Origin of the sequence: Sphingomonas rustica (assembly GCF_039652585.1) — a bacterium.
Lineage (GTDB): Bacteria > Pseudomonadota > Alphaproteobacteria > Sphingomonadales > Sphingomonadaceae > Sphingomonas > Sphingomonas rustica.
Genome location: NZ_JBDIZK010000001.1, coordinates 280,096 through 304,975, shown reverse-complemented (window position 1 = coordinate 304,975; position 24,880 = coordinate 280,096). Strand labels below are relative to the sequence as shown.

The 24,880-nt window shown below is 67.3% G+C and carries 20 protein-coding genes; 6 read left to right on the top strand and 14 right to left on the bottom strand.

The genetic code is table 11. The features are described 5' to 3' along the window. Positions 1-25: 25 nt before the first annotated feature. Positions 26-2,488 (bottom strand): beta-galactosidase GalA, encoded by a 2,463-nt coding sequence (gene galA / locus TPR58_RS01395; protein ID WP_346244809.1) that lies wholly within the window; start codon positions 2,486-2,488, stop codon positions 26-28. Positions 2,489-2,807: 319 nt separating this feature from the next. Between galA and TPR58_RS01390 the strand changes: the two genes are divergently transcribed. Together TPR58_RS01390 and TPR58_RS01385 are read left to right on the top strand one after the other, a co-directional pair. Next, positions 2,808-5,513, top strand: coding sequence for a TonB-dependent receptor (locus TPR58_RS01390; protein WP_346244808.1), 2,706 nt, complete (start codon positions 2,808-2,810; stop codon positions 5,511-5,513). Between the two features lie 85 nt (positions 5,514-5,598). Further along, on the top strand, positions 5,599-6,507 hold the full coding sequence (locus TPR58_RS01385) for a PEP-CTERM sorting domain-containing protein (RefSeq protein ID WP_346244807.1): 909 nt from the start codon (positions 5,599-5,601) through the stop codon (positions 6,505-6,507). A 15-nt stretch (positions 6,508-6,522) separates the two neighbouring features. Here TPR58_RS01385 and TPR58_RS01380 read toward each other — a convergent pair whose 3' ends face one another. The 5 genes from TPR58_RS01380 to TPR58_RS01360 all read right to left on the bottom strand — a co-directional run bounded on the left by TPR58_RS01380 (position 6,523) and on the right by TPR58_RS01360 (position 13,656). Then, complete coding sequence (locus tag TPR58_RS01380) at positions 6,523-8,007, bottom strand: tryptophan halogenase family protein (protein ID WP_346244806.1); 1,485 nt, start codon at positions 8,005-8,007, stop codon at positions 6,523-6,525. 11 nt (positions 8,008-8,018) lie between these two features. Continuing rightward, positions 8,019-9,050: a cupin-like domain-containing protein gene (locus TPR58_RS01375; protein ID WP_346244805.1), complete on the bottom strand. Its 1,032-nt coding sequence runs from the start codon at positions 9,048-9,050 to the stop codon at positions 8,019-8,021. Between the two features lie 4 nt (positions 9,051-9,054). Next, positions 9,055-9,768, bottom strand: coding sequence for a SapC family protein (locus TPR58_RS01370; RefSeq protein ID WP_346244804.1), 714 nt, complete (start codon positions 9,766-9,768; stop codon positions 9,055-9,057). A 134-nt stretch (positions 9,769-9,902) separates the two neighbouring features. Then, complete coding sequence (locus TPR58_RS01365; protein WP_346244803.1) at positions 9,903-13,037, bottom strand: TonB-dependent receptor; 3,135 nt, start codon at positions 13,035-13,037, stop codon at positions 9,903-9,905. 346 nt (positions 13,038-13,383) lie between these two features. Continuing rightward, positions 13,384-13,656 carry a hypothetical protein gene (locus TPR58_RS01360; protein ID WP_346244802.1) on the bottom strand — a complete coding sequence of 91 codons (273 nt, stop codon included), beginning with the start codon at positions 13,654-13,656 and terminating at the stop codon, positions 13,384-13,386. An 80-nt stretch (positions 13,657-13,736) separates the two neighbouring features. Here TPR58_RS01360 and msrB point away from each other — a divergent pair, with 80 nt between their 5' ends. Beyond that, on the top strand, positions 13,737-14,183 hold the full coding sequence (gene msrB, locus TPR58_RS01355) for a peptide-methionine (R)-S-oxide reductase MsrB (protein ID WP_346244801.1): 447 nt from the start codon (positions 13,737-13,739) through the stop codon (positions 14,181-14,183). Between the two features lie 45 nt (positions 14,184-14,228). On the opposite strand, the gene TPR58_RS01350 is transcribed toward msrB, so the two are convergent. Then, positions 14,229-15,152: a Gfo/Idh/MocA family protein gene (locus TPR58_RS01350; RefSeq protein WP_346244800.1), complete on the bottom strand. Its 924-nt coding sequence runs from the start codon at positions 15,150-15,152 to the stop codon at positions 14,229-14,231. Positions 15,153-15,269: 117 nt separating this feature from the next. Here TPR58_RS01350 and TPR58_RS01345 point away from each other — a divergent pair, with 117 nt between their 5' ends. Together TPR58_RS01345 and TPR58_RS01340 are read left to right on the top strand one after the other, a co-directional pair. Beyond that, on the top strand, positions 15,270-17,078 hold the full coding sequence (locus TPR58_RS01345; RefSeq protein ID WP_346244799.1) for an IlvD/Edd family dehydratase: 1,809 nt from the start codon (positions 15,270-15,272) through the stop codon (positions 17,076-17,078). Continuing rightward, on the top strand, positions 17,078-17,932 hold the full coding sequence (locus TPR58_RS01340) for an SMP-30/gluconolactonase/LRE family protein (protein WP_346244798.1): 855 nt from the start codon (positions 17,078-17,080) through the stop codon (positions 17,930-17,932). Before TPR58_RS01345 ends, TPR58_RS01340 begins: the two co-directional genes overlap by 1 nt. A 4-nt stretch (positions 17,933-17,936) precedes the next feature. On the opposite strand, the gene TPR58_RS01335 is transcribed toward TPR58_RS01340, so the two are convergent. Then, positions 17,937-18,977 carry an SGNH/GDSL hydrolase family protein gene (locus TPR58_RS01335; RefSeq protein ID WP_346244797.1) on the bottom strand — a complete coding sequence of 347 codons (1,041 nt, stop codon included), beginning with the start codon at positions 18,975-18,977 and terminating at the stop codon, positions 17,937-17,939. 33 nt (positions 18,978-19,010) lie between these two features. Then, complete coding sequence (murA, locus tag TPR58_RS01330) at positions 19,011-20,294, bottom strand: UDP-N-acetylglucosamine 1-carboxyvinyltransferase (protein WP_346244796.1); 1,284 nt, start codon at positions 20,292-20,294, stop codon at positions 19,011-19,013. A gap of 124 nt (positions 20,295-20,418) precedes the next feature. Between murA and TPR58_RS01325 the strand changes: the two genes are divergently transcribed. After that, positions 20,419-21,153 carry a Crp/Fnr family transcriptional regulator gene (locus TPR58_RS01325; RefSeq protein WP_346244795.1) on the top strand — a complete coding sequence of 245 codons (735 nt, stop codon included), beginning with the start codon at positions 20,419-20,421 and terminating at the stop codon, positions 21,151-21,153. 270 nt (positions 21,154-21,423) lie between these two features. Here the strand turns inward: TPR58_RS01325 and TPR58_RS01320 are convergent, their stop codons facing one another. Genes TPR58_RS01320 through TPR58_RS01300 form a run of 5 tightly spaced genes read right to left on the bottom strand, consistent with a single transcriptional unit; the run spans position 21,424 to position 24,722 of the window. Further along, positions 21,424-23,181 carry an FAD-binding oxidoreductase gene (locus TPR58_RS01320; RefSeq protein ID WP_346244794.1) on the bottom strand — a complete coding sequence of 586 codons (1,758 nt, stop codon included), beginning with the start codon at positions 23,179-23,181 and terminating at the stop codon, positions 21,424-21,426. Positions 23,182-23,207: 26 nt separating this feature from the next. Beyond that, complete coding sequence (locus TPR58_RS01315) at positions 23,208-23,582, bottom strand: DUF1801 domain-containing protein (protein WP_346244793.1); 375 nt, start codon at positions 23,580-23,582, stop codon at positions 23,208-23,210. Continuing rightward, complete coding sequence (locus TPR58_RS01310) at positions 23,582-23,863, bottom strand: hypothetical protein (protein WP_346244792.1); 282 nt, start codon at positions 23,861-23,863, stop codon at positions 23,582-23,584. The genes TPR58_RS01315 and TPR58_RS01310 overlap by 1 nt, the downstream gene beginning before the upstream one ends. Beyond that, positions 23,860-24,267, bottom strand: coding sequence for a VOC family protein (locus TPR58_RS01305; RefSeq protein ID WP_346244791.1), 408 nt, complete (start codon positions 24,265-24,267; stop codon positions 23,860-23,862). Before TPR58_RS01305 ends, TPR58_RS01310 begins: the two co-directional genes overlap by 4 nt. Further along, positions 24,264-24,722 carry a helix-turn-helix transcriptional regulator gene (locus TPR58_RS01300; RefSeq protein ID WP_346244790.1) on the bottom strand — a complete coding sequence of 153 codons (459 nt, stop codon included), beginning with the start codon at positions 24,720-24,722 and terminating at the stop codon, positions 24,264-24,266. The genes TPR58_RS01305 and TPR58_RS01300 overlap by 4 nt, the downstream gene beginning before the upstream one ends. Between the last annotated feature and the right edge of the window lie 158 nt (positions 24,723-24,880).

The window sequence follows — 24,880 nt, the reverse complement described above, 5'->3', positions numbered from 1 at the left end:
GCTTCGCGTCATGCCGGCAACCACCTCAGACCAGCCGGATCGACGTCGACCCGTCCTTCAGCCCGTCGGCGCGCGCAACGATGCGCAGCCGTTGCGCGCCGGACCGGGCGCGGACCAGCGCCTGGGCAAGGCCGTTGAACAGCGACCGTCGATCGCCCTGCGCCGGCTCGTGGCTGTTGGGATCGCCATTGCCCAGGCCGATGATCTCGCCGCCCTCGATCGTCAGCGTCACCGGATGCTGCGCGATCGGCACATGCCGGCCCGACCGGTCGACCGCGTGGATCGTCACCGGAACCACGTCCTCGCCGTCCGCGCGCATCAGCGTGCGCGCCGGCAACAGCTGCAACGAAGCCGGCGGCCCCGCGGTGCGATGCCGGGTTCGCACGACTTCGCGCCCGCCTTTGAGGCCGATCGCGACGATCTCGCCCGGCTGCCATGCGGTCTTGAACAGGGTGCCGTGGATCCGGTCGCCCGCCTGCTCGCCGACCGGCTTGCCGTTGACCAGCAGCCGTACCCGCTCGGCGTTGGACGTGACCAGCACGTCCATCTGCTCGCCCTCGCGGCCGGGCCAGGTCCAGTGCGGCGCGATGCCGATGACCGGGCGGTCGTCGATCCATTGCGCGCGGCGAATGTCATAGGCGGTCTTGGCGAAGCCGCACAGGTCGAGGATCCCGAAGAAGCTCGACACCGTCGGCCATTCGAACGGCGTCGGCTCGCCATGATAGTCGAACCCGGTCCACACGAACCCGCCCGCCAGATAGGGCCGCTCGGCGATCATCGCCCAGGACTTCCGGTGGGTCGCGCCCCAGTCGGCGGCCTCGGTATCCATCGAGCTCATCACATGCGCCGCGCGATCGGTGCGATAGGCGCCGCGGGTCATGAACGCGCTGGTATCCTCCGAACTGCTGCTCGGTAGCTTCGGGTTCAGCGCGTGAAACTTGTCATATTGGTCGGTCTGGTAATTGAAGCCCATCACCTCGATCGCCTGGGAGACGTTCTCGGGCTCATAGAGGCCGCCGTTCATCGCGGCGGTCACCGGCCGGCTGTCGTCCAGCGCCTTCACCGCCGCCACCATCCGCCGGACCATCTCGCGCCCGGCGCGGCTGCCCTGCATCGGCTCCTCGTTGAACACCGACCACAGGATGATGCTGGGATGGTTGCGATGCGCGCGGACCAGCCATTCCATCTCGGCCAGGTGATCGGGCGCGGGGTTGAAGATGCGGTTCTCGTCCATGACGAGGAAGCCCATCCGGTCGCACAGCGCATAGAAGGCGTCGGCCTGGGAATTATGGCTGCACCGGATCGCGTTGACGCCGACATCCTTCATTCGCCGCAGCCGCCATTCGAGCAGTGCGTCGGGCACGGCGGTGCCGACGCCGGCATGATCCTGATGCAGGCACACGCCCTTCAGCTTGACCGGCTGCTCGTTCAGAAAGAAGCCGCGGTTCGCGTCGAAACGGATCGTCCTGAAACCGATCGGGACCTGTCGCCGGTCGGTGCCGGCCTCGCTCGTCGCGACGATCTCGACGCGGTACAGCTTCGGGGTCTCGGGGGACCAGCGCCTGGGTCCGCTGAGCGACAGCGCGCAGCTTAGGTCGCGGCGCCCGAGCGGATCGACCGTGCCGCTGGCCGTTGCGCGGGAAACCTCGCGCCCGGCATCGTCGCGCAGCAAGACGCTCAGTTCGGCCGGGCGCGCCGCCTCCCCGACATTCTCCAGCGTCACCGTCACCGGCACCCGCCAGCGATCGTCGCCGTCATGGCGCGGATCGCAATGGACACCGTCGGTCGCGATCGACACCGCCGGGCGCTTGGCGAGGGTGACATGGCGATAGATGCCGGCGCCTTCATACCACCAGCCCTCCATCTCCTGCGCATCCACCCGGACGGCGATGATGTTGGGCTGGTCCGCGCCGAAGCGCGCATAGGGGGTCAGGTCGACCTCGATCGCCGTATACCCCGACCAGTTGCGCGCGGCGATGCTGCCATTGACCCAGATCGTTGCGTGGGTCGCAATCCCGCCGAACCGCAGCGCGATCTTCCTGCCGCGATCCGCCTCGTCCAATATGATCGTCTTGCGGTACCAGCCGATGCCGCGCGGCTTGTATCCCTGGTCGGTGTTCGCGTCGCGGTCGAAGGGCTGGCGGATCGCCCAGTCGTGCGGCACGTCGACCGACACCCAGCCGCTGTCGTCGAACGCGATCGCCGCGGCGCCACGGGCTCCCCCTGCCTTGGCCGCCAGATAGGTCTCGTCATGCTTGCGCAGCCTGGGCGGGACGATGTCGCCCTCGTGGAATCGCCAGCCACGATCGATCCGGATCAGTCCGGGTTCGACCGGCTCCAGGCGCTCGGGCAGCGCATCGCTCGGCATCATCCCGTGCAGCAGCGGCTCCTCCGTCCGCGCTGCCGCGGCGGGGGTCGTCCAGCCCAGTGCAGGCGTCGCGACGACGCTCCCGGCCCCGGCCATCAGCGTGCGTCGGCTTACCCGCATGTCTCTCCCCCATCCAATTGTCGTTGTTCTACCGCAGCTTCGGTCTAGCCGCACGGGGCGTTCGACGTCGGTAGTACGAAAGTAGGGGCTCTGTGTCCCGGAGGCTTCTGCCATTGCGCTGCCCGACCCGCCGGCAGCGCGGGGACCGCTTGAGGGGAGTGTGGGGCACCTCGACCACGAACAGGATCGAACCGCGCGAGAAGTCGCGATGGTCGGTCGTTCAGGTCGGTTCCGTCCTTCCCGACAGCAACTTCAGGCCGCACGGCCCGGCGATCGCCGCGGCACGGCCATTCGGGAAGACACGGGGAGGTTACGGAACATGAAGACGCGAATCCGCAAGCAACTGGCAGGCACCACCGCCGTGATCGGGCTGGCCGCAGTGATGGCACCCGCAGCGTTCGCCCAGACGGCCGATCCGGCGCCGGCCGGCCAGGCCGCAGCGCCCGCGGACGGACAGGATGAAGGCGAGGAAATCGTCGTCACCGGCATCCGCCGCTCGCTGCAGGATGCGATCAACGCCAAGCGCTCGGCCGGCAACATCGTCGACGTGATCTCGGCGCAGGACATCGGCAAGCTGCCCGACCAGAATGTCGCGGAATCGATGAGCCGCATCCCCGGCGTCCAGATCAGCCGCAACGAGGGCGAAGGCTCGAACTTCACGGTGCGCGGCATTTCGCAGAACCGGCTGGAGATCAACGGCCGCTCGTTCCTCGGCCCGAGCAGCGGCGGCGGCGCCTCGCTCGAGTCGCTCAGCCCTGAAATCATCTCGAGCATCGTCGTCAGCAAGTCGCCGACCGCCGACATGCCCGAGGGTGCGCTGGGCGCCACCGTCAACCTGAAGACCAAGCGTCCGCTTGAGCTGGACGGCACGGTCGTCAGCGGCCGGATCCAGGGCGTCTATACCGATCAGGCCGACAAGTTCGGCTATCGCGGTTCGGCGCTGATCTCGAAGAATTTCAACGACACCTTCGGCGTCCTGGCGACCGTCGCCTATTCGGACATCAGCACGACCGGCTATGGCTTCGAGAGCGGCGGCTGGAGCAAGGTCGGAACCAGGGACGCGAACGGAAACGTCGTCAACGGGATCGACGGCAACGGCGATGGGGTCGAAGAGGTCGGATTGGTCCGTCCCAACCGGCTGATGACGCGCGTGGCCAATCGCGAGGTCCGCCGCCTTACTGCACAGGGATCGATCCAGTGGCGTCCGGCCGACCGCTGGGAAGTCATCCTCGACGGCACCTATTCGCGCCTCGACGAGGATCGCACGATCTTCAACACCCAGATCCTGCTGAACAACAACGATGCCGGCGCGACCGCCGACGATAGCAACACGGTCAGCAAGGGGACCTTCAACAACGTCACCGTGCGCCCGCTGATCTACGACGCGCCGACGCTGCTGGAATCGGCCAATATCGGCTTCTCGACCAAGTATAAGGGCGAGGTCGTCGAAATGTCGATCGACGCATCCTACAGCAAGGCGAGCTCCTCGCCGGCGCAGGGCAGCTCGATGACCTATGTCCTCGTGCCCAAGGCTGGCAACGTTGCCAATGTCACCTACGACTTCACCGGCCGCAATCCCGTGCCGGACATCGCGCTCGCGTCGAACTTCAACCTGATGGATCCCGGCCAGTATCAGCTCGCCTCGATCTTCGACGGCGCGATCCTGAACGACAATGACGGCTTCGACGCCCGGATGGATTTCAAGATCCACACCAATTTCGGTCCGCTGGCATCGATCGAGGTCGGCTCGCGGTTCGAACGTCTGAACCTGTATGCCGAGGCACCTCAGAACGTCCCGAGCGCTGCCAGCCTGCTGGCGCGCGGCGACAAGAATGGCGACGGGATCCTGACTGTCGACGAGCTGCCGGGCGTGAGCTACTCGTCCTCGACCGTCTCCTTTTTTCCCGGCGCCGCCGGGAATTTCCCAGGCCAGCTGCTGGCCGGCACCTTCGATCCGAATGTCGCGCGCGACGCCTTCGGCCTGCCGATCCCGACGGCGGACACGATCCCGCTGGGCCGCGTATCGATCAAGGATGTCCAGCAGGACACCCTCGCCTTCTACATCAAGGGCAATTTCGACACGACGATCGGATCGATGCCGCTGACCGGCAATGCCGGCGTGCGCTACGTGTCTCAGGAGCGGCTGTCGTCGGGCTATCTGTCCGACACCCAGCCGACCTCGGCCAAGCCGACCTTCGACTTCTGGCTGCCCAGCGCGAACGCCAATCTGAGCATCACCGACAAGCTCACCTTCCGCGCCGCTGCGGCAAAGGTGGTGGCACGTCCGAACCTGTCGGACGTCGCCGTCAGCTTCATCCCGCTGATCGTGTCTCAAACCGGCAATCGCGGAAACCCGGCGCTGCGGCCGTATCAGGCGACCCAGTTCGACGCGACGCTCGAATGGTATTTCGCACCGTCCAGCGTGCTGTCGGGCGCGGTCTTCTACAAGAATGTCGACTCGTTCACGATTAACCGGACGGAGCTAGAATTCGTACCCGGCCTCTCCGAGACCCTCGGCCTGTTCCAGATCACCCAGCCGGTCAATGGCGAGTCGGGCAAGATCAAGGGGTTCGAGGTCGCCTTCCAGCAATCGCTGCGCTTCCTCCCGGCACCGTTCGACAATCTGGGCGTGCAGGCCAACTACACCTATGTCGACAGCGAGACGCCGCTGATCGACCAGGAAACGCAGAAGGCGCTGCCGCTGCCGGGCCTGTCGAAGCACAGCTACAATGTGGTCGGCTATTATGAGGACAAGTTCATGTCCCTTCGCCTGGCCTATATCTATCGCAACTCCTACCTGCTGGGGCAGGGCGGCGCGTTGGCTGGTGGCAGTTCCTACGCTCAAGGGCGGGGCCAGCTCGACTTCTCGGGCCAGTTCAACATCACGCCCAATATCCGCCTGACGCTGGAGGCGATCAACATCACCAAGCAGGGCGATATCGAGTATCTCCAGAACCGGAACCGGTTGCTGAACAGCTTCCGCGAGGATCGCCGGATCTTCGCCGGCATCGCCGCAACCTTCTGACCCCCGGCTTGCAGCCCGTCGCGCCGCGAGGCACGATGGGCTGCAAGCCGCCGGCCGGTCCGGTCGGTACGATGAGACGATATCCTTGCCCGTTCGCCTCCTGCTTGGCCTTGCCCTTCTGACGCTCGCTCCCGCAGCGGCTGCCCAGGATGGCCGTGCCGCTCGTCCGGCCAGCCATGCCGCGTCGCGCACCATCCTGTTCGTCGGCAACAGCTTCACCTTCGGCGCGAATTCGCCGGTGCGAAACTATCGCGCCGACACCGTCACCGACCTGACCAACCGCGGCATCGGCGGCGTACCCGCGCTGTTCAAGCGCTTCACGGTCGAAGCGGGCCTCGACTATCGCGTCAGCCTGGAAACCGAGCCCGGCAAGGGGCTGAACTGGCACTGGGACAATCGACGCGCGCTGCTCGACCGGGCGTGGGACGATGTCGTGCTCCAGGATGCCAGTGTCCTGAACTTCGCCGACCACGGCAACCCGTCATTGCTGATCGACTATTCGGGCCGGTTCGCGCGGATGTTCGCGGCGCGCAATCCGCGCGTCCGGATCGGGCTCACCGCGACCTGGTCGCGACCCGACATGATCTACCGCGGCAGCGGCAAATGGTTCGGCCAGCCGATCGCCCGCATGGCGCTCGACCTGCGCGCCGCATATGACCAGGCCAAGGCGAAGACGCGCGAGATCGCCCGGGTCCATCCCGTCGGCCAAGCGTTCAACTGCGCCATGCAGACCGGGCTGGCCGACCCCAATCCCTATGACGGGCTCAGCTACGGCCAGGTCGATCTGTGGTCCTACGACCATTATCATGGCAGCGCGGCGGGCTATTATCTCGAGGCGCTGACGATCTTCGTCGACGTGACCGGCAAGGATCCGCGCGCCCTTGGCGGGCGCGAGCAGGCGGCGGTCGATCTCGGCCTGTCGCCCGACCATGCCGCACGCCTCCAGGCGGTCGCCTGGCACGTCGCCACCAGCGGCGGCCGGTGCTGGCGATAGCCGGTAGGGCGCGCGTCAGACCGCGGGGCAATAGCTCCTGAGAAACGCATCGTGCGCCGGCAGCTTCGCCACCGCCCCGGCGACCGTCTCCTTCAGTCCCGACAGCGCCTGGCGCAGCTCGGCCGGCGGCATCATCTTCGCCAGCTGGTGATAGCCCTCGGGCGTCAGCCCCTGGCCCATCAGCACCTGCACCCAGGAATCGACTCTGAAGAGGTCGACATTCTCCTGATAGGCAAGCGCGCCGTCGCGAAAGGCGGCGATCCGCTGCGTCAGCGTCTCCGGCACGTCCATCTCGCGGCACCGCTGCCAGAAGGGCTCGTCGCGCCGGTTCAGGTGGTAATGGAGGATGATGAAGTCGCGGATATGCTCCATTTCCAGCCGCGAATTGGTGTTGAACCGCTCGGTCGCCGCCGGGCTGATCCCGCCGAACGGAAAGCTCTCGATCAACCGGGTGATCGCGATCTTGACCAAGTGGATGCTGGTCGATTCCAGCGGCTCGATGAATCCGCTCGCCAGGCCCAGCGCGACGCAATTGCCGTTCCACACCTTCCTGCGCCGCCCGGTGCGGTATCGGATCAGCCGCGGATCGAACAACGGCCTGCCGTCGATCTCCGCGAGCAGCTTCGCCTTGGCCTCGTCGTCCGACATATAGTCGCTGGCGAACACCAGCCCGTTGCCGACCCGGTGCTGGAGCGGGATCTGCCAGCGCCATCCCGCCTCATGCGCGATCGCCCGGGTATAGGGGCGGGGCGGCCCGACCGCCTCGGTCTGGACGGCATAGGCGCTGTTGGTCTTCAGCCAATGCGTCCAGTCCTCATACCCCGTCTCCAGCGTCTGTTCGATCAACAGCCCGCGAAAGCCGGTACAGTCGAGGAACAGGTCGCCCTCGATCCGGGTGCCCGAGTCCAGCACCAGCGCCGTGATGAATCCGCTCTCCGGATCGCGCTCGACCCGATCGATCTTCCCCTCGACCCGCTTCACCCCGGCGGGTTCGGCCAGCTTGCGCAGCGCCTGCGCGTAAAGCGTCGCGTCGAGATGATAGGCATAGCTGAGCGTCGCAGTCTCGCCGGTCGCGAAGCGTTCGGCATTCGCTGCCTGCAGCTCGTAGCAATAGTCGTCCAGGCTGCCGCCGAAGCCCTGCGCCTGCGCCTCCATCCAGAAATGATGGAACGGCGCCATCCAGGTCGACTTGCGCCCGATCTCGCCGAAGCTGTGGATATAGCGGTCGCCGATCTTGCCCCAATTCTCGAACGCGATGCCCAGCTTGAAGGTCGACTGGGTGTGGCGCATGAACGCCGCCTCGTTGATCCCCAGCAGCTGGTGGAAGCTGCGCGAGGTCGGGATGGTGGACTCGCCGACGCCGATCGTCCCGATCTCGTCCGATTCGACCAGCGTGATGTCCAGCAGCGGCCCCAGCTGCTTGACCAGTGCCGCCGCCGCGACCCAGCCCGCGGTGCCCCCGCCCGCGATCACCACCCGTTTCACGATTGGCGCGGCCATTCCGGTCTCCGTCAGCGATTGAGGCGATTGAGCAGCAGCGCGCGCAGCCGGCGCGCCTTGATGTCGTCCATCGGCGCCAGGTTGCCGCGCGCCGCCTCGGGCAGGTGCGCGCCCGCACGGTCGGCGGGGCCGAAGACATAATAGTCGAACAGTGCCTGCCAGCCGCGCTTCTCATGGTCGGGCCGGTCGCGCAGGCTGAGCAGCGCGTGGAGCAGCGTGTTCTGCGGCGTGTCGATCCAGGCGGGGGTGCTGTTCCACCAATAGTTGATCATGGCGTTGAACGGATCCAGCGCCTCGACCTGGTGCCACCACAGGGCAGGGTAGATCAGCGCGTCGCCCGGCGCCATCTCCGCGACTTCGGCCGCCGCCAGCGCCTCGGCGAAGCCGGGATGGCGGCCGAGGTCGGGGGCGTCGAAATCGACCATCGAGACGACCTGGCCCGCCGGTGTCAGGTCGATCGGGCCGGGATAGAGATTGGCCGCCTGCTCGGGCGGGAACAGGGTGAAGCGGCGCCGCCCGACCAGCGTGACGGCGATGTTGTTCGACATGTCGTAATGCGCGGATGCGATCGTCCGGTTGCCCAGCCAGATGCTCACCAGCGGCGGGGTGCCCGCCTGTTCCAGTTCCGCGAAGCGCAGCGCCGCCTGGTCGCGGATGCCGGGCAGATACTGGTCGATATCGGTCGAGCCGATATAGAGCGAGGGGCCCTCGGGATCGTCCTGCGTCGCCAGGATCCGGTCGAGATAGGCGGACAGCGACCCGCGCTCGCGCGCGAAGTTCAGCGCGGTGCAGTCCTCGCCATAGCCGAAGCGCCCGCCGATCGCGGCGTCGCCGATATAGGCGGTGACCGGGCGGCCGCCGTCGAACCGCTTCAGCCACGCGACCGCGGCCTGCGGACCGCGCAGCCCCTCGGCGACCAGCGGCAGGTGGCGCGCAATGCCGCGCAGGATCGCGGGGCGGCCGTCGGCGATCAGCTCGGCCACGCTCAGGGTGCCGGCGTCGGCTCCCTCGATGACTCGGGTCTGGCGGATCACGCGCGGCATCGCGTCAGTCGATCGGGTCGAGCAGCGCCTGCTTGCGGGCGATCAGCTGCTGCACATTGCCGAGCGACGCCGCTGCCAAGATGGCGAGCCGCAGCGCCCCCGAACGATGGAGCAGTTCCAGCGGTTCGCCGGTCAGGGTCGACAGCCGCTCGAGATCGACCACCAGCACGTCCGGGACGGTGTAGCTGAGGTCCTCGCGCACATCGACGGTCAGCGTGACCGGCGTCAGCAATTCGGCCTCGTCGAGCATGGCGTAGAAGCCCGGCGCGCTCTCGATCTGTTGATAGAGCAGGCGCAGCACGCCGGCGATATGATCCAGATAGGGCGCGTTGCCGCCATGCTTGAGGAACAGCGGCTGGCCGGTGCCGACGCGGGGATCGTCCATGTCGACATGGATCATCGGCTCGCCCGGGCCATCGCCGGCATCGCGCACGATCCCGATCGAGAAGGGGCCGCGCTGATGTGTTGCGGGAACGTAGCGGCTGGCCCAGCGGTCGCCGGCCAGGAAGAGATTCTCGTCGCGGTCCAGTCCCAGCAGCGCATAGGCCTGGATGCCGCTGTCGCGCCGGCGGAAGATGATCGCGAATTCGCGCTGAAGTTCCTCGAACTCGGCGGGATAGACCAGGGCCTGGTTGGAGGCGTCGCCGAATTCGGCGCCGGCGCGCGGGCTGACGCACAGCTCGGCATGATCGACATTGTTGATCTGTACGGGGTTCATTCGCTCCGGTCCTGCTTTGGCTCGGGTCTAGCAGCGTGGGGTCTGGGACAAAAGAAAAAGGCCGCTGCGCAGTGCACGGCGGCCTCCTTCCCCCTTTTGCCGGGAGCGGGCCGAAACCCGCCCCCGAATTCGGATCAGAACCGGTAGCGCGCGCCGAGATAGAAGCGCGGCTTCAGCTCCTGGACATAGACCAGGTTGGTCTCGGTCCGGGCGTACTGACGGAACGGCTCGCTGGTCAGGTTGACCGCTTCGAGCGACAGCGAGAAATTCTCGCTGAAGTCGTAGCTGATGCTCGCATCGAGCGTGCCGAAGGCATCGGTGAACAGCGGGTTGCGGTTGCCGCCCTGGTTGGTCCCCGACAGATATTTGTCGCGCCAGTTGTACGAGACGCGGGCGGACAGTCCGTTCTTCTCATAGATGCCGGTCAGGTTGGCACTGTCGCCCAAGCCGGTGAGCGCGAAGATGTTCACGTTCGGATCGGCATAGGGATCGACGTTCACGTCGCCGTCCACCTTGGTATACGAGGCCGCGAAGCCGAAACCGGTGTTTCCGAAGAAATGCGTCCAGGCGATTTCGAAGCCGTGGACATTGCCTTCGCGATTGTTGACCGGGCCGCTGATCGCGAACTGGAACAGCGGGTCGTTGGCATCGCCGACCACGTCGACCGCGGCCAGCAGGTTGTTGACGAACACCGTGTCGAGGGCGCCCGGCTTCTCGTTGCCGTAATTGGCGTTGAACGTCGCCGTCGCGGCAGCCTGGTTTCCGCCGTTCTGCACGAGCAGCGCGGTATAGGAGAACAGGTTGATGTCGCTGCGGTCATAGCCATTGGCGTTCAGGAAGGCGAGGGCGATGCCCGACCGCGAACCCGGTGCGCCGGCGCTGGGATCGCGCAGGCCGAACAGCGGGCCATTGGTCACCACGGTACCGATGAAGTTGCGGACATTCTTGTTGAAGAAGCCGACCGATACGAAGCTCGAAGGCTTGTAGTACCATTCGACCGACACGTCGAAATTGTCCGATTCCAGCGGCAGCAGCGACGGATCCTGACGGGTCGCCGGTGCCGGTGCCGAGCCAAGTGCGGTCGGACGGTTCGGGCCGTTGACCCCGACCGAGGCGAACAGGCTGCCATAGTCGGCACGGGCCAGCGTACGGCTGAACGATGCTCGGGCGACGACATTGTCGACCACCTCGATGTTGAAATCGAGCGAGGGCAGCAGGTTGTCGTAGCTCGCCTTCACCTGCACGGCGCCGCCCGGGGGGCCACCATCCACGAAGAAGTCGTTATCCGCGGCCCAGCGGATCTGCGCCGGGACCGACTGCACGCCGATCGAGTTGACGTTGGTCTTCTCGTAGCGGACGCCGAACAATGCGTTGGCGCGGCGGCCACCGATCTCGCCGCCCCAGGCCATCTGGCCATAGACTGCCCATGTCTTCTCGCCGACGGTGTCGTCCGAAGGCGGGCTGGCGGTGATCGCCCGGCCCTGCGCCAGATAATAGGGCTGGAAGACGTTGAGCAGGTCTACTGCATTGGCGCGGAAGGCGACCAGTGCCGATCCGGTCGAACCGGGGTCGTACTTGTCGAACTTGCAGGTCATGCAATAGGTCTTGACGAGATCACCGGCGCGCTGCGCGACGATGCCGGTGTCGGTGATGCCCCAGTCACCCAGCAGCTGGGTGGTGTTGACCGTGGTCGAACGCATGTTCGCATCGACATAGTCGCCGCCGAAGGTGAAGCGGCTGTCATTGCCCAGGTCCCAGTTGAACTCGGCCTTGAACTGGTTGACCCGCGCATCCTGCTGCGAGGTAATGACGCGTGCCACCTGGGTGCCGAGGTCGCCGAGATCGAGCTGGTTGTTGCAGTTGCCCCCGCGCGGGGTGCAGTCGTTGATCGTCTCCGACTGCTGCGGGAAGCCGCTGGTGAAGTCCAGGCGATGCGTTGCGCGAACCGGTGCGCCGATCGAGATGGTCGTTGCCGACGATCCGTTCGAGTTGTCCGGATCGGTCGTCGACTTGGCATGGTTCGCGTCGAGGGTCAGCGACAGCGCGTCGGTGAAGTTCCACTTGAGGTTGCCGCCGAACGAATAGAGCTCGGTGCTGGTGGCGAAACGCTGCTGCTCATAGCCCTTGTCGGCCTGCACCGCCTCGGCGAGGATCACCGCGCTTTGCATCTTGGTGTTGTCGTCGAAAGTCACCTGGGTGAACGGGCGCTGGAACCAGTTGGTCTGCTCGCTGCGTTCGTCGCTCAGCTTGTTGCGCGCATACAGGCCGTCGAGGGTGATCTCGAGCGAGTCGTTCGGCTTGAACTGGACCATCGCCTGGCCGTTCAGACGCTCGCGGCGGTTCTCGGAGAACTGGTAGCGGCTGTCGTTCGGGATCTGGACATAGGGCGTGGTCGGACGGTTGGTAATCACCGTGTTCGGATTGATGTACGGGCCCGCCGGATTGAGGAAGTCGGCCAGCGGCACGATGTTCCAGTAATTCGGATTCGACTGGATCGACGTCGATTCGCGCAGCTGATAGCTGCCGAACACCGTAACGCCGAAGGTATTGGCGTCGTTCTTCCAGTTCAGCAGGCCGGAGACTTCGGGCGTGATCTTTGCCAGATCGCCTTCGGCGTTCTCGACCGTCGAATCATACAGCGCCTTGGCGCCGATCGAGCCCGAGAAGCCGTCCTCGCGCGCGTCGAGCGGGTGACGGGTGACGATGTTGATCGCGGCGCCGATGCCGCCGGAAGGGATGTTGGCGCGGCCGGTCTTGTACACTTCGAGGCGCGACACGCCTTCCGATGCCAGATTCTGGAAGTCGAACGAACGGCCGGTGCCGCGCGCGAACGCGTTGCCCGTGCTGGTGTCGATGCTGGTGGAGGGAAGCTGGCGGCCGTTGATCGTCACCAGGTTGAAGCCGCCGCTGAAGCCGCGGACCGCGACCTGCGAGCCTTCGCCGTTGGCGCGGGTGATCGACACGCCGGTGATGCGCTGCAGCGACTCGGCCAGGTTGGTGTCGGGGAACTTGCCGATGTCTTCGGCCGAGATCGCGTCGACGACGCCGGCGGAGTTGCGTTTGATCGAGATCGCCTGGTCCAGCGAGGCGCGGATGCCGGTGACGACGATTTCCTCGCCGGTATCGTCCTGAGTCGCCGGCTCCGCGGCGGTCGGTGCGCTGTCGGTGGTGGTCTGCGCCAGCGCGATACCCGGCATCAGCAGGCAGGCGGAAATGGCGATGGCGGATGCCGATCGCGCGAACGACGGCGTAAGCCGAATGCTTTTCATTTTGTCCCCTCCTAAGTCAGCGAGCCCTGGCTCGCCGCATGGTTCTATCTTGAGTCGGCCTCCACCGCTCGATGTTAACGCTAACACCTTGTCCGGCGTTGTCAACACTTCAAAGCATCCGTTGCGATTGTATTTTTGACTGGCCAACGCGATGATATGATCAGGAAATTTCGCAAATCCGGTACAGGTTACGACCATTTTATTTTACGATGCGGCAAAAATCACACAGGTCGTCTGTTCGCGTCTTCCAACGTCCTCAACATACTCAAATTGCGCGTCAATCGCGGCAACATCATTCCGATTAATCTTATCTAATCAGCCGCTCGACTTTGAGGGGCAAGCGCCGTCAGTTCGACGAGCTCGACCACTCTTCCATAAGTTCGACCACCTCGAAATCGTACCGCTCCCAATCGCGCTGCTTGGCCGCTTCGATCATGGCAGTCTTCTTGCCGGTCGCCTCGCGAAGCGACTTGGCATGGCCCCAGAACACGTCGGTCCGGCCACCGCCCAGATGCGCGACGATCCGCCAATAATGGGTGAAGGGCGCCGATGTCGGACCGATCGTCTTCACATAGCCGTCCGCCAGCCGCGCGGTCAGATATCGCTTCTTCTTCGCCATGACCTGCCGGATAGCCGAGTTTACCGGTGCTGGCGAAACGCCGGCGGCCTTCCCACATTGGCGGCAAAACGGAGACGCGCATGACCGACTATCGCAAGACCCCCGAAGCCTTGGCCGCCCTGACGCCCGAGGAGTTTCACGTCACCCAGCACAGTGGCACCGAACGGCCCGGCACCGGCAAATATCTCCACAACAAGGAGGCCGGCATCTATGTCGATATCGTCTCGGGCGAGCCGCTGTTCGCGTCGTCCGACAAATATGAATCGGGCTGTGGCTGGCCCAGCTTCACCAAGCCGATCGAGCCCGCCAATGTCGCCGAGCTGCGCGACACGACGCACGGCATGGTCCGCACCGAGGTGCGCTCCGCCAATGGCGACAGCCATCTCGGCCATGTGTTCGAGGATGGTCCGCTCGACCGCGGCGGACTGCGCTACTGCATCAACTCGGCCTCGCTGCGCTTCGTGCCCAAGGGCGAGATGGAAGCGCAGGGCTATGGCGCCTATCTCGACCAGGTCGAGGACATCTGACCGGGTGAGGGGGCGGCGCGCGACGATGCGCCGCCCTTTGCCGGGTCAGAAGTCGAACGCCTCGACGCTGCGGCGCTCGGCTACCAGGAACGCGTCGGCCACCAGCTGGATCGGATCCAGATCGACGTCCGACCCGCCGCTCCGGATCAGGTCGGCCAGGCGACGATAGAGCCTCGGATACTCCTCGTTGGTGCCCGCCGCCGCCGGTTCGCCGGGCAGCGCGATCCGGCTCCCGCCATGGGTCAGGCGCAGCAGGCCGGCATCGGTATCGACCTCGATGTCCCAGCTCTGCTCGCCGGTCTGGAGAAAGTCGAAATCGGCATCGACGGCGGCGTCGCCCGATCGCATCGCGATCCGCGCGGCGATCGGACTCGTGCGGTTCGCCGGCACCGACAGCGTCGCGCTCAGCACCGTCAGCGGCTCGGGCAGGATCCGCGTCGCGATCGACAGGGCGTTGATGCCGGGATCGAATACGCCGAACCCGCCCGCGGCCAGGATCCAGTCCTGGCCGGGATGCCAGTGGCGGATATCCTCCTTCCACCGGATCCGCACCGCGTCGATCCGGCGGGTCGCCAGCCAGTCGCGGGCCGCATCGACCTCGGCCGCCTCGCGCGAATGCCAGGTGGCGAACAGGGTCACGCCCGCCTTCTCCGCTATCTTGGCCAGCGCCTGGGCCTCGGAGACGGTGGCGCTCGGCGGCTTTTCCAGCATCAGGTGCCGTCCCGCGCGCAGCACCGACATCGCCTGGTCGAACCTGCCCTCGGGCGGGGTGCACAGCGACACCGCCTCGATCTCGGGCCTGGCGGCCAGCATCGCCTCGATCGAGTCATGGCCGTCGATGCCGTCGACCCTGCCGTGCCGGCTCGCCGTCGCGATCAGGTCGAAATCATCGCTCGCGGCAAGCGCCGGCACATGCTGGTCCCGCGCGATCTTGCCGATCCCGACAAGCCCGATCCTGATCCGCTCCATCTCTCGCCCTTTTATACGATATATATGCTTCCTATACGCGGCCCGGAGCGATATCAATGCGCTACCATTTGTAGGTGACCGCGATTTCCGGAGCGACATCGCGACTGCGTGAAAGGCATGGATTTGGGACAGGACCGCGATCGATCGACACAGAGGCTCCGGTCGCGCGCCTGGTTCGACAGCCCCGAAAATCCCGACATGACCGCGCTCTATATCGAGCGCTATCTCAATTTCGGCATCAGCCTGGACGAACTCCAGTCGGGTCGGCCGATCATCGGCATCGCCCAGACCGGCAGCGACCTGGTGCCGTGCAACCGCCATCACATCGAACTGGCCAAGCGCGTGCGCGAGGGCATTCGCGACGCCGGCGGCATCGCGCTCGAATTCCCGACCCACCCGATCCAGGAAACCGGGAAGCGCCCGACCGCCGGGCTCGACCGCAACCTCAGCTATCTCAGCCTGGTCGAATCGATCTACGGCTATCCAATGGACGGCGTGGTGCTGACGATCGGCTGCGACAAGACCACGCCTGCCTGCCTGATGGCGGCCGCCACGGTGAACATCCCCGCCATCGCGCTCTCGGTCGGCCCGATGCTCAACGGCTGGTTCAAGGGCGAGCGCACCGGATCGGGCACGATCGTGTGGAAGGCGCGCGAGATGCTCGCCGCCGGCGAGATCGACTATAAGGGCTTCATCGAACTGGTCGCCAGCTCGGCGCCGTCGACCGGCTGGTGCAACACCATGGGCACCGCGACGACGATGAACTCGCTGTGCGAAGCGCTCGGCATGTCGCTGCCCGGCTCCGCGGCGATCCCCGCGCCCTATCGCGACCGCCAGGAAAACGCCTATCGCACCGGCCTCCAGATCGTCGAGATGGTCCATGCGGACCGCAAGCCCAGCGATGTGCTCACCCGCCAGGCGTTCCTCAACGCGATCCGGGTCAATTCCGCGATCGGCGGGTCGACCAACGCGCCGATCCATCTCAACGCCATCGCCCGTCATATCGGCGTCGAGCTGACCCTGGCCGACTGGGAGGATCACGGCGCCGACGTGCCTTTGCTGGTCAACCTCCAGCCCGCCGGCACCTATCTGGGCGAGGATTTCTACCGCGCCGGCGGCGTCCCCGCGGTGATGGGCAAGCTCCTGCGCGCCGGCCTGATCGAGGGCGACGTGCTGACCGCGAACGGGCGCACCGTCGCCGACAATGTCGGCACCGCCGACAGCGAGGATGCCGACGTGATCTGGCCGCTCGACGCGCCGCTCAAGCCCGCCGCGGGCCTGACCGTCCTGTCGGGCAATCTGTTCGACAGCGCGGTGATGAAGCTCAGCGTGATCTCGGACGCGTTCCGCGCGCGCTATCTGTCCAACCCCGATGATCCGAACGCGTTCGAAGGGACCGCCTTCGTGTTCGACGGGCCGGAGGATTATCACCGCCGGATCGACGATCCCGCCTTGGGCATCGACGAACGCTCGATCCTGATCATGCGCGGGGCCGGCCCGGTCGGCTATCCCGGCGGTGCCGAGGTGGTGAACATGCGCCCGCCGGTCGCGCTGATCCAGGCGGGCGTGCACGCGCTGCCCTGCCTGGGCGACGGCCGCCAGTCGGGCACCAGCGGCAGCCCCTCGATCCTCAACGCCGCGCCCGAGGCTGCGGTCGGCGGCGGCCTGGCGCTGGTCCGCACCGGTGACCGGATCCGCATCGATCTCAACCGCCACAGCGCCGACCTGCTGGTCGACGATGCCGAGATGGACCGCCGCCGCGAGGCGCTGGGCGAGGCGCGCGACTATGTCCCGCCGTCGCAGACGCCGTGGCAGGAAATCCACCGCAGCCTGGTCGGCCAGTTCGATACCGGCGCGGTGCTGGAAAATGCGGTGAAGTATCAGCGCATCGCCCAGACCTTCGGCATTCCGCGGGACAGCCATTGATGGCGCAGCCGCGCGTCGTCGCGCGCGACCGTCGCGACCAGCTGGGCGAGGGGCCGATCTGGTCGGCGCGCGACGGCGCCGTCTACTGGACCGACATCCTCTCGGGGCGGCTCAACCGGCTGACCCTGGGCGACGACCGCGTCGAAAGCTGGAACATCGGCGGCTATCTCGGCTGGGTGATCGAGCGCGAGCGCGGCGGCTTCGTCGCCGGGATCGACCGGCGGATCGTGACGCTCGACCTCGATGGTCCTCGGATCGAGACGCTTGCGGAGCTGACCGGCGAGGACCCGGGCAACCGCGTCAACGATGCGAAAGCCGATCGTCACGGCCGCATCTGGGCCGGCACCATGCCCGTCGCTGCCGACCGCGCGAGCGGCGCCTTCTACCGGCTCGATACCGACGGCCGGGTGTCCCGGGTCGACCGCGGCTATCGCATCGCCAACGGCCCCGCGATCGCGACCGATGCGTCGCACCTGTTCCACACCGACAGCGGCCTGCGCACCATCTTCCGCTTCGACATCAACGATGACGGCAGCCTGGGCGAGCGCATGCCCTTCATCGTATTCGAACAGGGTTGGGGCGACCCCGACGGGATGACGCTCGATGCCGATGGCGGGCTGTGGGTCGCCTGCTGGGGCGCGGGCTGCGTCACCCGCTTCACGCCCGACGGCAACCGCGACCGCAGCATCGCGCTCCTGGCCAGCCAGATCACCAGCTGCGTGTTCGCCGGCCAGGCGCTCGACCGGATGTTCGTCACCTCGGCCGCGGTCGATGTCGACGAACCGCTGGGCGGCGCGCTGTTCGAGGTCGATCCGGGCTGCCGCGGCCTGCCGGCGCTCGGCTATCGCGGCTGAGCGCTCACCACAGGATGCGCATCCCCGACACCGTCTTGTCCAGCGTATCGGCCAGCGCGCGCTGATCCTTCAGCGACGGGTGCCAGTGGCAGCTGTCCAGCGCCATCTCGGGCGTGCGCATCGTCGTCACCTTGATGTGCGACGTGGCCAGTTCGGCCGCGACCGATTGAACGTCGGTGGCGAAGCTCGGCCCGCCGACCAGCACGAACTGCGCCTGGGGCTGGTTCGCGGCGATCTCGCGCACGAAGCCGACATAGCGCTGGTGCCACGCCCTGCGCAGCGCCGCCTCGTCGGCCCAGGCCTCGCCCGGCTTGACCGGGGTCGAGAAGTCGTTGGTGCCCAGATAGATGACGATCAGCTGCGGGTGCCACGCGTCACGGACCCTGAGTTCGGCCGTCTCGCCGGGAATGATCCGCGGATAGAGGAAGGGCAGGCTCTCGCCCGGCGCCTTGCCGTCATAATTGCGTACGATGCCATAGCCCGACCAGGCGATGACCCGGTAATCGGCGTCGAATCGCCTGGCCAGCAACGGGCCATAGGCCTGCTGCGTGTCGGTGGTGGCATGGACCTTCGCGGAGTCGCAATCGCGCACGGTCGAGGTGTCGGCATAGCCGACGCTGTGCGAATCGCCGATGATCTCGATCTGCCGAACGCGCGCCGTGATGGGGAGCGCCTTGCCGTCGACCGGCCAGAAGCCGAGGAAGCGGAAATCGCCCGGCTGGCTCTCGGTCAGCCGTTCCAGCCGCACCAGATGCGCGCCCGGCCTCAGCCCGCCGATCCGCTTGCGTCCGCTGAAGCCTTCGCCCAGCCGCGCCTTCTCGACCCCGTCGACCAGCACGCGGACCTGCTCGCGCTTCGTCTCGACGCCGACATCGACCGCGCGTCCGGTAAAGCGTCCCTCGAAATAGACGCCGGGCCAGCCCGATCGCAGCGCGCCATCGGCGTCGCGGACCACCCGTCCGCCCTCATAGACCGGAATCGGCGCGGGCGCATCCGCGCCCGCCACCAGCAGCATTGCCGCAACCGCCGCCCAGATCCGCTTCATTCGTCCCTCCCGTGCGGTTGCCGCGCCGCCGCGTCAGCCGTCGCCGACCCGCTCGATATCCGCGCCCACGCCCTGAAGCTTTTCCTCCAGCCGCTCGTAACCGCGGTCGAGATGATAGATGCGGGCGACCTGCGTCTCGCCTTCGGCTGCCAGCCCGGCCAGGATCAGGCTCATCGACGCGCGCAGGTCGGTCGCCATCACCGGCGCGCCGACCAGCTTCACCGATCCGCGCACCACCGCGGTGCGGCCATGGACCTCGATGTTCGCGCCCATCCGCGCCAGTTCGGGCACGTGCATGTAGCGATTCTCGAAGATCGTCTCGGTCAGCACGCTGGCGCCCTCGGCCTTGCACAGCATCGCCATGAACTGCGCCTGCATGTCGGTGGCGAAGCCGGGGAAGGGCGCGGTCGACAGCGTCAGCGGCTTCAGCGGCGCGCCGGCGGCGATCCGCACCGCGTCGTGCGTCTCCTCGACGGTGACGCCGGCCTCGATCAGCGCGTCCAGCGTCGCGCGCATGTCGCCGGCATTGGCGCCCACCAGTTCCAGGTCGCCGCCGGTGATCGCCGCGGCGCAGGCATAGCTGCCCGCCTCGATCCGGTCGGGCATCACCGCATAGGTGGCGCCGTGCAGCCGCTCGCGGCCCTCGATCTCCAGCGTCTCGCTGCCGATTCCGCGGATCGACGCGCCCATCGCGACCAGCAGGTTGCACAGGTCGACGATCTCGGGCTCGCGCGCCGCATTCTCCAGCACGGTCGTGCCGCGCGCGGTGACTGCCGCCATCAGCGCATTCTCGGTCGCGCCGACCGACACCACCGGGAAGCGGAACGTCCCGCCGGGCAGCCGCCCGCCCGGCGCGGTCGCCTTCACATAGCCCGCGGCCAGCTCGATCTCGGCGCCCATCGCCTCCAGCGCCTTCAGGTGCAGGTCGATCGGACGGTTGCCGATCGCGCAGCCGCCGGGCAGCGACACCGTCGCCTCGCCCATCCGGGCCAGCAACGGCCCCAGCACCAGGATCGACGCGCGCATCTTGCGGACGATGTCATAGGGCGCGACCGTCGAGGTCAGGTTCGCCGCGCGCATCGTCATCACCCGGCCGAAATCGGTCGGACGCCCGCCCTCGATCATCGTCGAGACGCCGAACTGGTTAAGTAGATGCCCGAAGCTGTCCACGTCCGCGAGGCGTGGCAGATTTCTCAGCGTCAGCGGTTCATCGGTCAGCAATGCACAAGGCATCAGCGTGAGCGCGGAATTCTTTGCGCCGGAAATTGCAATACGGCCGGAAAGCCGGTTGCCGCCGCGGATCAGGATACGGTCCATCTGCGGGCTTCTAGCCCTTCGCACGCGGCGCGCAAGCGGCCCTGCGATGGACGGGCATTGATCGACTTTAATGCACTGATTTCTCAGCACTGCTTTGCAGTGCGCGGGTTGGGGGTAGACGTGCGTGGCCGGTAGTTGTTTTGCCGAAGTGCTGAGCGATCTCGTCGAACTGACGGGCGCAGAGCAGGCGGCCCTGGAGAAGTTGGAGGAACGCCAGCGGACGGTGCGCCGCGGGGCGGTGCTTCAGCGCGAGAACGAGAAATGCGGAGAGCTCTACGTCCTGCGCAAGGGACTGATGATGAGCTATGTGCTGCTCGACGACGGCAGCCGCCAGATCCTGCGCTTCCTGTTCCCTGGCGACATGCTGGGCGTGTCGTCGATGATCTACCGCGAGGCGCCCGAGACGCTGGCGGCGCTGTCCGATTGCATCGTCAGCCCGTTCGACCGGTCCGCCCTGTCCGATCTGATGACCCGCCATCCCCGGCTGTCGGCGATGGTGCTGGTCTATTGCCAGGTCGAACGCGTCAGCCTGACCGATCGGCTCGCGGCGCTCGGCCGCACCAGCGCCAAGGCGCGCGTGGCCGCGCTGCTGCTCGACCTGCGCGATCGGCTGCGCACCACCGACAAGAGCGTCGAAGACGCCTTTCAGCTCGGCCTGACGCAGGAGGAGGTCGGCGACGCCACCGGCCTGACGGCGGTGCACGTCAACCGCATGCTGCGCCAGCTGGAGGAAGAGGGGCTGATCGCGCGCGACTCCGGCCGCGTCACGCTGCGCGACGAACGCGCGCTCGCCCGCGCCGCCAATTACGTCAACCGGTTCGAAGGCCTGGATCTCAGCTGGCTGCCGCGCCCGGCGTGATCGCCGCGTTGCAGGGACGCGATCCGTGGTGGCGATAAGGCCGACCGCCGGCATCACGAATCGCGCCCTGCAAGGACCCGCTCGGGCAGACAAGGCCCCGAGCGAGGATGGCCGGTCGATCGACGACCGTCGCCCTCCCATCGTCCAGCGGTTCCCGGCCCCCCCCGGATACCAGGAACGCCATGGGTACTAGGGCAGGACGCGGCCGTTCGGCAGTTGGGAATATCCCGTATTTTGTGAAGCTTTGGGGGTGAAGCTCGGACTCGGGCCCTATCCGTCGCGGACGCTGCCCACGCCGTGATGGACGACGAACAGCCCGCCGGGATCGTAGCGCGCCTTGATCGCCGCCAGCCGCCGGTAATGCCCGCCCCAGCAGGCGCGCTGCCAGTCGGCCAGCGCATAGTCGCATTCCGAGACATAGCTGCCCGCATCGGGCGCGGCGCGGCGCAGTTCGGTCATCGCCAGGCGGATGCGGGCCAGATGGTCGCGCGCCTCGGCCGCGTCTGGCGGCGGTCCGCTGCCATAGGCGGACGGCCCGTTCATCGCGATGATCGCCAGCGCGAAGGCGTCCAGCACCTGTGGGTTCATCGCCGTCGCGCGGGATGCGGCGAGGGTGTCGGGCGACGCGCCGGCCAGCCCCTTGTTGAAATGGAAGCTGGTTCTCCAGAGCCGCCCGGCCGCGACCCAGGCGTCGACCAGCCGATCGCGGCCCGCGGGACTCGCCAGCAACGATGCCGGCAGCCATGCCGATTCATAGCCGTGCCAGAAGGCGCCGGCCTCCGCGCCGTCGCCCGCCCACCACCATCGCCGCGGCGCGATGCCCGGCCGGTCGTCCCACCGGATCGCCTCGGGTGCATTGGCCTGAAGAAAGTCGCCGTCCCACAAATGTCGTGCGGGCAGGGCGACGATGCTCAGCGGCTGGTCGATACCATAGTCGTCCGGTCGCGCCGCGACCCAGTCGCCCAGCGGCGACCAGGCGCCGCGCGCGGTATCCGCGTCCAGCCCCTGGAACAGCATCGACACCTCGAACCGGTTGCCCGGTCGCGCGCTCACCTGCTCGCCCCAATGCGGGTTCATCAGCGTGTCGGCATAGAGATCGACGAAGCGCGCGATCAGCGCGCGAAAGGCGCCGTCCGACCGGGCGGTGACCTGCCAGCGTACCGCGCCGACGGTGTCGGGCAGCCGATGGGTGCGCAGCGTCAGCCGGGTGACCACGCCCCAGCTGCCGCCACCGCCGCCCTTCAGCGCCCAGAACAGGTCGGGATCGCGCGCCGCATTGACGGTCCGTACCGTGCCGTCCGCCGTCACGATCTCTGCCTCGATCAGGCTCGCCGCCGCCAGGCCATATCCCTTTGACAGGCTGCCGAACCCGCCGCCCTGGACCAGCCCCGCGACCCCGACCGTGGCGCAGCCTCCGCCCTGGACATAGCGGCCGGCCTTCGTCGTCACCGCGTCATAGACATCCTGCCAGACACAGCCCGCGCCGACCGACACCGCGGCCACCGGTGCCGCGCCGGTGTCGATCGGGACTAAGGCGTCGTGCAGCGTGATCGATTCCATGTCGCGGGTCCACACCAGTAGCGAGTCGGGCGCGGTCGATCCGCCCAGATAGCTGTGGCCGCCACCCTTCACGACCAGCCTCACCCGGTGCCGCGCGGCGAACCGCACCGCGGCGGCGACGTCACCGGCATGGCGTGCGCGGACGACATAGGCGCTCGGGCTGGATCGCCAGCCGTCGATGCGGCCCGACGACTGGGTCAGCCCCGGCTGATCGCGGATATAATAGGGATTGTGCAGCAGCTGCTCGGCCACCGGTTCGGGCAGGCCGCCCGGCGCCAGCCGGTCGCCGACCGCCCGGCCCAGCGACGCCCACTCGCCCGCCGCCGGCCAGCCCGCCTCCCCCGGCCGGACCCAGGTCGCGCGGGCGCTCCCGGCAAGCGCGGAGCCGGTGCCCAACGCGGCGGTCGCTGCCATCCCGCCCAGCAGGTGGCGGCGATCCAGGACAGGGGCGATCGGTTTGCGCGGCATCGTACGTTTCCGGTTCAGGCGGGCGGTTATGCCTCGCCCAGGTTCAGCGCGCTCGCCCGACGGATCAGCTCGGTCAGCGCCGCCGCGTCCAGGGCATCGCCCTCCTTCAGGTCGATTGCGCGGCGCACGCCGTCGGCCGGCACGTTGAACAACCGCGTCCCGGACGCCAGCGCCGCCCCCTTCATGAAGGTCAGCTTGACCTTGTCCTTGTAGCTTTCGCCCGTGCACAGGATGCCGCCGCGCGACCAGGTCGGCACGCCCAGCGGGTTGCTCGCCTTGCGCCACTTGATCTCCTCGACGATGTCGGGATCGGCGGCGAGGATCGCCTGGCGGATCTGCGCCAGCATCGCGCCGCGCCAGTCGTCCAGGCTCTCGATCTTGGCGGTGACCGCGTCGTCCATCACGCTGCTCCCTTCGTCACGTTCGCATCGCCGCGGGTGCCGCGCCACCACAGCGACACCAGCATCGTCATTCCGCTGATCCACAGGAACAGCAACGGGGCGAGCGGCGCATAGGTGACCCAGGCCGGCGGAGGGCCAAAGGCCATGGCCGCGAAGTTGGCGGTGACGGTCAGCGTGAAGATCACCCCGACCCATCGGTGGATCCGCCGCGTGGCGCTGCCCGTGCCTGCGCGATCCTGCGATGCGCGCTGCGGTGCCCGGCTGAAACGGCCGGCGTTCACGACCGGGCCTCGATCAGCTTCCATCCATTGCCGGACGGATCGCGAAAGCTGGCGTCGACGCTGCCGAACCGGTCGACCGGCGCCTGGGTGAACTCGACCCCCGCATCGCTGAACCGGCGATGCGCCGCGCGGCAATCCTCGACCACCAGCACCAGCGGCGGCATCGCTCCCTTTGCCACGACCTCGTCGATGGTCCGTGCGGTGTCCCGGTCGACGGTCGGCGGCTGCGGCCGGAACAGGCCCAGCTGCACCTCGGGCTGGTCCGGATGATGGACGGTCAGCCAGCGATAGCCGCCATTGCTGGCGTCGGTATGGACCGCGAATCCCAGCTTGCCGACATAGAAGTCCAGTGCCTCGTCCTGGTCGCGGACATAGATGCCGGCGACCCCGATCCCCTGTGTCATGGCAGTCTCCTTTCCTCTGCCACCGGATTATCGTCCTCGGCCCGGCGCCGCTTCTCCGAAACTGCGATTGTGAGGTCGGGACGACAGGCCGCGCTCACGAAGCAATGCGGCACCTGGTCGAGCCTGTGCGCCGCCGCCGCCTCGCGCGCGCGAAGCTCGGTCGGGCTTTCGCCGGTGATGTCGCGAAAGATCCGGCCGAACGTGCCCAGGCTCTCCCACCCGGTCCGGAACGCGATCTCGATCACCGGCAATTCGGTGTCGCGCAGTAGCGCCTTGGCGCGCTCGATCCGCCGGGTCAGCAAATAGCGGTGCGGCGGCAGCCCGAACGCCGCCTTGAACGACCGCGCGAAATGCGCCTCGGACACGCCGCTGACCTGCGCCAGCCGCCGCACCGGCCACTGCTCGTGCGACGCCGCATCCATCCGGTCCTTGGCGCGCAGCAGCCTGCGCAACAACGCCGGTCCCCTCACCGAGTCGCCTGTCGCCATCGCCGCAAAGGTGACAGGTCGCCCCCGAGCGGGCAACCGCCGCGACGCGGGTGCCTCCTGTGCTTGCAACCGGCGGCCACGCAGCCGCGCCCGTCACGCCCTCGAGGGCATCGCTTGAATGGCCC